The sequence below is a fragment of the Variovorax sp. 20P10.2.4 genome (assembly GCF_058244205.1).
Map to the genome: position 1 here is coordinate 1 of NZ_JBZAYE010000420.1, position 6,602 is coordinate 6,602.

At 69.1% G+C, this 6,602-nt stretch carries 6 protein-coding genes; 4 read left to right on the forward strand and 2 right to left on the reverse strand.

Going from position 1 to position 6,602, the window contains the following annotated elements; translation table 11 throughout:
• From AC27VN_RS28940 to AC27VN_RS28950, 3 genes are all read left to right on the forward strand, one after another.
• A partial coding sequence (locus AC27VN_RS28940; protein ID WP_490878765.1) for a glycosyltransferase occupies nucleotides 1–592 on the forward strand: 592 nt, incomplete at its 5' end.
• Nucleotides 593–734: 142 nt separating this feature from the next.
• Nucleotides 735–1,793 (forward strand): AraC family transcriptional regulator, encoded by a 1,059-nt coding sequence (locus AC27VN_RS28945; RefSeq protein WP_490878766.1) that lies wholly within the window; start codon nucleotides 735–737, stop codon nucleotides 1,791–1,793.
• Between the two features lie 282 nt (nucleotides 1,794–2,075).
• Entirely contained in the window at nucleotides 2,076–3,101 is a 1,026-nt protein-coding gene (locus AC27VN_RS28950; RefSeq protein ID WP_490878767.1) for a hypothetical protein, read from the forward strand.
• Nucleotides 3,102–3,205: 104 nt separating this feature from the next.
• On the opposite strand, the gene AC27VN_RS28955 is transcribed toward AC27VN_RS28950, so the two are convergent.
• Nucleotides 3,206–3,964, reverse strand: a complete 759-nt coding sequence (locus AC27VN_RS28955) for a hypothetical protein (RefSeq protein WP_490878768.1) — start codon at nucleotides 3,962–3,964, stop codon at nucleotides 3,206–3,208.
• A 242-nt stretch (nucleotides 3,965–4,206) separates the two neighbouring features.
• On the opposite strand from AC27VN_RS28955, the gene AC27VN_RS28960 reads away from it, so the two are divergent.
• Nucleotides 4,207–5,778 carry a PGAP1-like alpha/beta domain-containing protein gene (locus AC27VN_RS28960; RefSeq protein ID WP_490878769.1) on the forward strand — a complete coding sequence of 524 codons (1,572 nt, stop codon included), beginning with the start codon at nucleotides 4,207–4,209 and terminating at the stop codon, nucleotides 5,776–5,778.
• A 30-nt stretch (nucleotides 5,779–5,808) separates the two neighbouring features.
• On the opposite strand, the gene AC27VN_RS28965 is transcribed toward AC27VN_RS28960, so the two are convergent.
• Nucleotides 5,809–6,447: a CHAP domain-containing protein gene (locus tag AC27VN_RS28965; protein ID WP_490878770.1), complete on the reverse strand. Its 639-nt coding sequence runs from the start codon at nucleotides 6,445–6,447 to the stop codon at nucleotides 5,809–5,811.
• Between the last annotated feature and the right edge of the window lie 155 nt (nucleotides 6,448–6,602).

Genomic DNA, 6,602 nt, shown 5'->3' on the forward strand with positions numbered 1-6,602 from the left:
GCACAAGGGCTACTTCTGGCTCCAGCAGGTGCTGGAGGGCATGCGCGCGGGCGGCTACGAACTGGTCATCACCGACATCGCCCTGCGCACCGGGGCGGCGTCCGTCGCCGCCACCGAGTGGCGCGTGTCGGGCCAGGTGCGCGTGGTGGCACCCTTCGAGCAGGCCGAGATGGACGCGTTCTACGACGACATCGACGTGCTGCTGGTGCCCTCGCTGTGGAAGGAGAGCTTCGGCTTGGTGGTGCGCGAGGCGCTGGCGCGCGGCATCTGGGTGATCGCGACAGCGGCGGGCGGTGTCGTCGAGGACATCGTGGATGGCGTCAACGGGCGCGTGGTCGAGATCGGCGACACCGACGCGTTCCGGGGCGCGATCGAAGACGCGCTGGCCAGCCCCGATCGCCTGCCGGCCGGCGGCGTCAACGCGATGCTGCCGCGCATCCGCGGCTACGACGAGCAGGCCGCCGAGCTCAAGGCCTACCTGCAGCGCATCGCCGCCGCGCCGGCCGCGGCCCGCGTCGTGGGCACCACCCGGCGCGCATGGCGCTCCTCGGTGATCCCGATCGCCGCGCACGGCAGCGGCCCCGGCGCCTGAGGCGTAGTCCGAATGGCCGATCCGAAAACCGGGTCGGTACTCACGGATGGGAGGGGGCTGGAAGCAGGGGAAGGGCTTACAAATCGCAGGTGGGTTCTTCGGGCCCATGCCACCACCCTTTCACCACGAATTCATGCTCTGGATGTCCTTCTCCTGCCGGCGCGGACAGACCCCGTCCTCGTTGTCGCCGCATGCCGCGCCGCGCCGGCCCGGGCGGTCGTCGGACCGCTGGCGGCATGGGGATTCGGCCGCGCTCGCGGCCTTGCTGGCCAGGCAGGCGCCTCGCTTCCCGGTGCCCGAGGCCGCGCCCGAGTCCGTCGTCCAGAGCATGCGCTTCGAGCCGGCCCTGCATTTCCAGGTCGAGCTCGGTCCCCGCTTCTGCGTTCGCGTCGAGAGCCTGCGGCGCACGCCGCTGTACGTTGTCGGCGGCCGCGACTGCTGGCTGCAGGTCGGCAGGGAGCCGGCGCTGCACCTGCGGCATGGCGATGTCGTGTTCCTGCCGCGCGGCGATGCGCACCGTGTCTTCTCGGACCCCGGCCTGCCCGCGTCGAGCCTCGATGAACTGCTGACGCATTCCGCCGGCGCCGATCGGCACGCGCCCGCGGGCGGTGACCACAGCGTATGGAGCGGCGGCTTCTACCGCTCGGTGGAGCTGGCCGCCCATCCGCTGGTGGCATCGCTGCCGTCCGTGCTGCACCTGCGCGCCGCGGATGCCGCGCCCTGGCTGCGCGCCATGGCGGATGCGGTGCGCTGGATGGCCGACCGCAGGGCCGGCGGCAACGGCGTGGGCGTGACCGAGCTGTTGGGCGCGCTGATGCAGCACGCGGTGCTGGCCTGGTTGCGCAGGCCGGAGGCGGGCATGCCCATCGCGGGTGCCTCGGGCCCCGATCTTTCCGATGCGAGGTTGCTCACGGCGCTCGAGGCGATCCACGCCCGGCCCGCGGACCCATGGACGCTGGAATCGCTCGCCGCGCTGTGTCACATGAGCCGCACGGCCTTCGCCACGCGATTCCGGGCCCAGATGAATCTCTCGCCGATGCAGTACCTGGCGCGCTGGCGCATCCACCTGGCGTCGCGGCTGCTGCGCGAACGCCGGCTGACCTTGCAGCAGGCGGCCGATGCGGTGGGCTACTCGACCGGCGCGATCCTCGCGCGTGCCTACAAGCGAGAACTAGGGACCTGGCCGTCGCAGGCGGTCTGAGGGCGCGCGTCAGCTCGCCTGCCGTGCGAGACCACGCAGGGGACGAGGCGTGCGATTCGTGCAACGGTAAGAAGAAATTCTTCTGCCGAGCGATCGGCACCGTCCGGGACAGCGCATCTCCCACGTAAGATTCGCTGACACACAAAACTACACAGGGGACGAGGAGAGAGGTCGACGCACAGAGCCCGCAGGCTCGCGCTGGTCGTGCCAGCGGCAGGGGCGTCTCTTGCGACCGCAAGCGCATGCACCGTCGCGTCGCTTTCCCGCCCCGACAAGAATGCAATGAACAGATCGCTTCGCCTGCTGCCGACCGTGCTCGGAATCTCGGCCATCCTGGCCTCGTGCGGTGGAGGAGGAAGCGACGGCTATGCCGGCCTGCCGCCGGCCACGGCGGCCGCGCTGGCGGGCATCGAGGGGGCTCGCAACCCGCCTGCGACCGTGCCCGATCCCGCCACGGAACAACCGGCCACCCGCCCGATGCAGGCGACGCCCTACACCTTCCTGTTGGGGAACGTCGATGCAAGCGGCTTCGATGCCTTCACGACGGAACTCACGAGTCCCGCTTTCGCCGGCTACCTGCTGGATCGGATCGTCTTCGTCGATGCCTCGGCGCGCGGCCAATGGCGAGCGATCTACCAGCGCAAGGGCCAGACGGCCCGTTACGACCATCGCTTCGTCTCGACGGGCGCGCCGCTGACGCTGGCCGATTTCCAGGCGCAGGGCGCGGAGGGCTATCGCCTCACGCCCAGCGGCGGTACCTCGCCGAAGAACGTCTTCAGCAAGGTGACGGGTGAGGCGATCCAGTACGAGTACGTGGACGCGATCAAGGTCCCTCTCATGGCCGGAAGCCCGGAAGAGTTGCTCCGGCCGCTCAACGACCTCGGCAAGCTCGGCTATTGCGGCACCCAGGTTCGGGGCGCGGGCCTTGCCCTGGTGAAGGAGACGCCATCGACCGCTCGCTGCGTCTTCGAGCTGGTGACCGCCAAGTCCGGCGGGAGCACCGGCTTCGTCGCGGAGCAGAACGAGCAGGGTGCCAAGGGTTCGGTGTTCGTGACATCGGCCCTCGTCGCCGAGAAGCTGGTGAACCTCTACGTTCGAGACGAGGCGCAGGCGTCGAGCTTCAAGTTCAAGGCGGTGGACGTGACGACGGCGGCCAGGCCGAACACCATCGAGCAAGCGGCGGAGCTGATGGCCATCCTCAACCGCGAAGGCGCGACGGGGGCCAGGCCCTGGCGGAGCTACGACGATGGTGGCCGTCCCTACATCGTCTTCATGACGGCATTCGATTGCCGTGGGCTGCTTTGCTAGCGCTGCCTTTTTGACGTTCATCGTCGCGGCCCCGCGATGATCTTCTCGGCGAAGCAGGGCCGGAAGATCGCGATCGCCGCGGCGGGCGGCTGGCGCGACGCGAGCTACTGCCGCCCCGCCGCCTTCACCGTGTCCTCCACCCGTCCCAGTTCGGCCTGCGTCTGCGGCCCGGCATTGCGTGCACGCACGCCCGGCAGCACCCGGTTGGCCGCGGCGATCTCCGTCGGCGTCCACGCGCGCGGATCCGTGCGCGACAGGAAATAGAGAACGTTGATCAACCCGCTCGGCGACAGCTTGTCGACCTGGCTCGCATCGAGCAGCTTCAATGCCAGCGAAATGGCCTCGGCCGAATCGTTGAAGTCGCGCTGCAGCCGACCGGTCGCGCGGCGGCGCTCGTCGGCACCGGCGGCATTCACCTGCGACACCAGCCGCACGAGTTCGGCGTTCTCGATGTTGGCGATGGTGGCCACGCCCTGCGCCGCGGCCTTGCGGACCTGTTCATCGGGCGACTGCTGCAGCCCGGCGAGCAGGCCTTCGGCTTCTTCCTTGGAGAGCGCGAGCCGCACCATGGCCAGTGCCGCGTTGCGCTTGGAACCGTCGGCCGCGCTGAGCTCGGGCACGAGGCCATAGACCCACTTGTAGCGCTCGACCCGCTCCTTGGATTCCTCCACGCTGGTGCTGCGCCGGCGCAGTTCGGCATCGAGCGCGGCGGTCTGCATCTTGAGGTCCGCCTCGCGCCGATCGATCTGCTGCTTGGTCTGGGCGTTCCAGGCCGTGAGCGCGACGGTGACCAGCGACCCCGCAATGCCCACCGCGGTGGTGGCCCGTTCCAGCCACGATTTCTGGGAAGGAAGATCGCTCATGGGGAACCGGACGCGAAGTCCGCTGTGCCGCAGGGAACCTGCCGATGGCCGTGACGGTAAGGCGCGCGCCCGGCACCGACCATCCTCCCGAGGAAGTAGAGCAAGCGGGATATAGGCGTGGGCCGGGGACGGTGAAAGACTGGATGCAAAGAACGGTGAAGACGGCCTGCGCCGCGCGATCGCGGTCGAAGCCGTCGCACGGTGCATCCGATGCCGATTCGATCAACCTGGGGGACCCTGCCATGAGCAACGCACAGCATCCCTATCACCCGATCATCTACGTGCGCGGCTTCGCCGCCACGCAGGGCGAGATCGAGGAGACCGTGGCCGATCCCTACATGGGTTTCAACATCGGCTCGACCAAGACCCGCATGGCCTGGACCGGCGACATGCGCCGCTTCTACTTCGAGTCGCCGCTGGTCCGGCTGATGGGCGACCACCGCTACGAGGACGTGTTCGTCGATGGCGACGACCTGATGGCCGCCACGCGCGCCGACCAGGCCGTGCCCTACCGCAGCATCGTCATCTACCGCTACTACGACGATGCCTCGAAGGACTTCGGCAACGGCAAGACACCGGCGATCGAGACCTTCGCCCAGGGGCTCGACCAGCTGATCCTGCGCCTGCGCGACCGGGTGTGCGCCAACCCGAACAACGCGATGACGCCGGCGGACTTCAAGGTCTACCTGGTGGCGCATTCGATGGGCGGGCTGGTCTGCCGCGCCTTCCTGCAGAACCCCAGGCTGGGCTCGGCCGCGGCGCGCGCGGCGGTCGACAAGCTCTTCACCTATGCCACGCCGCACAACGGCATCGACATGCGCATCGTGCGCAACGTGCCGGGCTGGCTGTCCTTCGGCGACGTCAACAACTTCAACCGCGAGCGCATGGCCGGCTACATGGCCGTTCCCAAGGGCGACGACGTGTCGCTGGTGACGAACTTCCCGCCCGAGCGGGTGTTCAACCTGGTGGGCACCAACGCGCGCGACTACGCGGTGGCCGGCGGCCTCTCGTCATGGGCCGCGGGCGATGCCAGCGACGGCCTGGTGCGCATCGAGAACGCCACCACCCACGGGCTGGCGGCCGACGGAACGGACGTCGGATCGCCACGCGCCTTCGTCAATCGCAGCCATTCGGGGTACTACGGCATCGTCAATTCGGAAGAGGGCTACCAGAACCTCACGCGCTTCCTGTTCGGCCAGCTGCGCGCCGACGGCATCCTCGACATCGACGACATCACGCTGCCCGAAGAAGTGCAGGCGGCGCTCGACGACGGCAAGAGCGTGAAGGCCTCCTACCAGTTCGAGGTGGTGGCCAGCGTGCGGGGCGCGCAGTGGCAGATCACGCGGCGCGAGGCGCGCGAGAACTCGGCCATCTTCCGCGGCTACGACGAGCTGTTCCCGGCCCAGGGCAAGCAGCGCACGCCCGACCGCGGCAAGAGCCCGCACCTGTTCTCGCTGTTCCTGGACCCGAGCAAGAGCGTGGTGGCCTCGGGCTCGGTGAGCTTCGCCTTCGACATCAAGGTGCTGGTGCCCGACTACGAGATCGACGGGCTGCTGTTCCTCAAGCGCCACTACGAAGGCGGCTTCGTCTATCGCGACCTGATCATCGTCGAGGCCTTTCCGGATGCCGCCGCCAAGTACGGGTGGCGCGTCTTCTATGGCGCGCAGGACGTTCATCCGGGCAAGCCCGGCATCGAGGCCACGCTGTACCCGCTGCAGGGCACCGACGGCTATGCCTTCGACATGACGATCATCCAGGACGTGCGGCCAGGCCTCACGGGCACCCTGCGCGTGGAGATGCGACCCTGGCGTTGAGCTGCCTGCGCGCGACTCAGGACTCAGGACTCAGGACGGCGTCTGCGCGCGCCGCAACCAGCCCAGGGTGCCGCCCTCCACATGCCAGTTGCCGTCCCGCGCCTCGAGCGCGAGCCGCGCACGGCTCTCGCCGAACGGGCCGGGGTTCTGCTGCACGATCTCGATCTCGCGGTCTCCCACGCTCGCCACGATCGCGACATGCCCATAGCGGTTGAGCAGCGTCGGCGCGAACACGATCAGGTCGTCGACCCGCGGCTTCTCGGCCTGGCCGTTGCGGTACTGCAGCAGCGCGCGCTTCGTGTTCGGCATGCCCTGCGGCGTGGCCGCGTCGTAGAAGTCCCTGGCGTGGCCGTAGGCGTCGGGCATGCGGTGGCCGAAGCGCTCGAAGTAGTAGCGCTTCACGAATTCCACGCACTGGTACTGGATGCCGAGGTTGTAGCCGTCGCTCGACAGCGCGCGGCCCTCGGCGTTGTTCACGCCGCCGTTGTAGTAGACCTTCACGCCGTTGAACTCGTCGACCACCGCGCCGACCTCGCGCGCGGGGTTGAGGTTGAAGTAGGTGGCGCCCCCGTAGCCGGCGACGGCCAGCGCGGCGATGCCGGCGAGGGTGGCGAGCAGAAGGGCGGGGCGGCGAAGGCGCATCGGTGGCGAGGGAACGGTGGCGGACATGAACGGCCGCCATCCTCGCACGAAGCCCGCGGCGGGCAGCGGCAAAGGCCACCGGAACCGGTGGCCATGACGCACCGGCACTCAGCCCGCCACCCGCTCCTCGTCGCGCAGCAGCACCGCCTTCTGCCGCTCGTACTCGGCCGCGATCTGCGCTA

Excerpts from the sequence above, each read along its gene's own strand:
- AC27VN_RS28955 (WP_490878768.1), bottom strand. The coding sequence starts at position 3,964 with ATGAGCGATCTTCCTTCCCAGAAATCGTGGCTGGAACGGGCCACCACC.
- AC27VN_RS28950 (WP_490878767.1), top strand. The coding sequence starts at position 2,076 with ATGAACAGATCGCTTCGCCTGCTGCCGACCGTGCTCGGAATCTCGGCC.
- AC27VN_RS28965 (WP_490878770.1), bottom strand. The coding sequence starts at position 6,447 with ATGTCCGCCACCGTTCCCTCGCCACCGATGCGCCTTCGCCGCCCCGCC.
- AC27VN_RS28960 (WP_490878769.1), top strand. The coding sequence starts at position 4,207 with ATGAGCAACGCACAGCATCCCTATCACCCGATCATCTACGTGCGCGGC.
- AC27VN_RS28945 (WP_490878766.1), top strand. The coding sequence starts at position 735 with ATGTCCTTCTCCTGCCGGCGCGGACAGACCCCGTCCTCGTTGTCGCCG.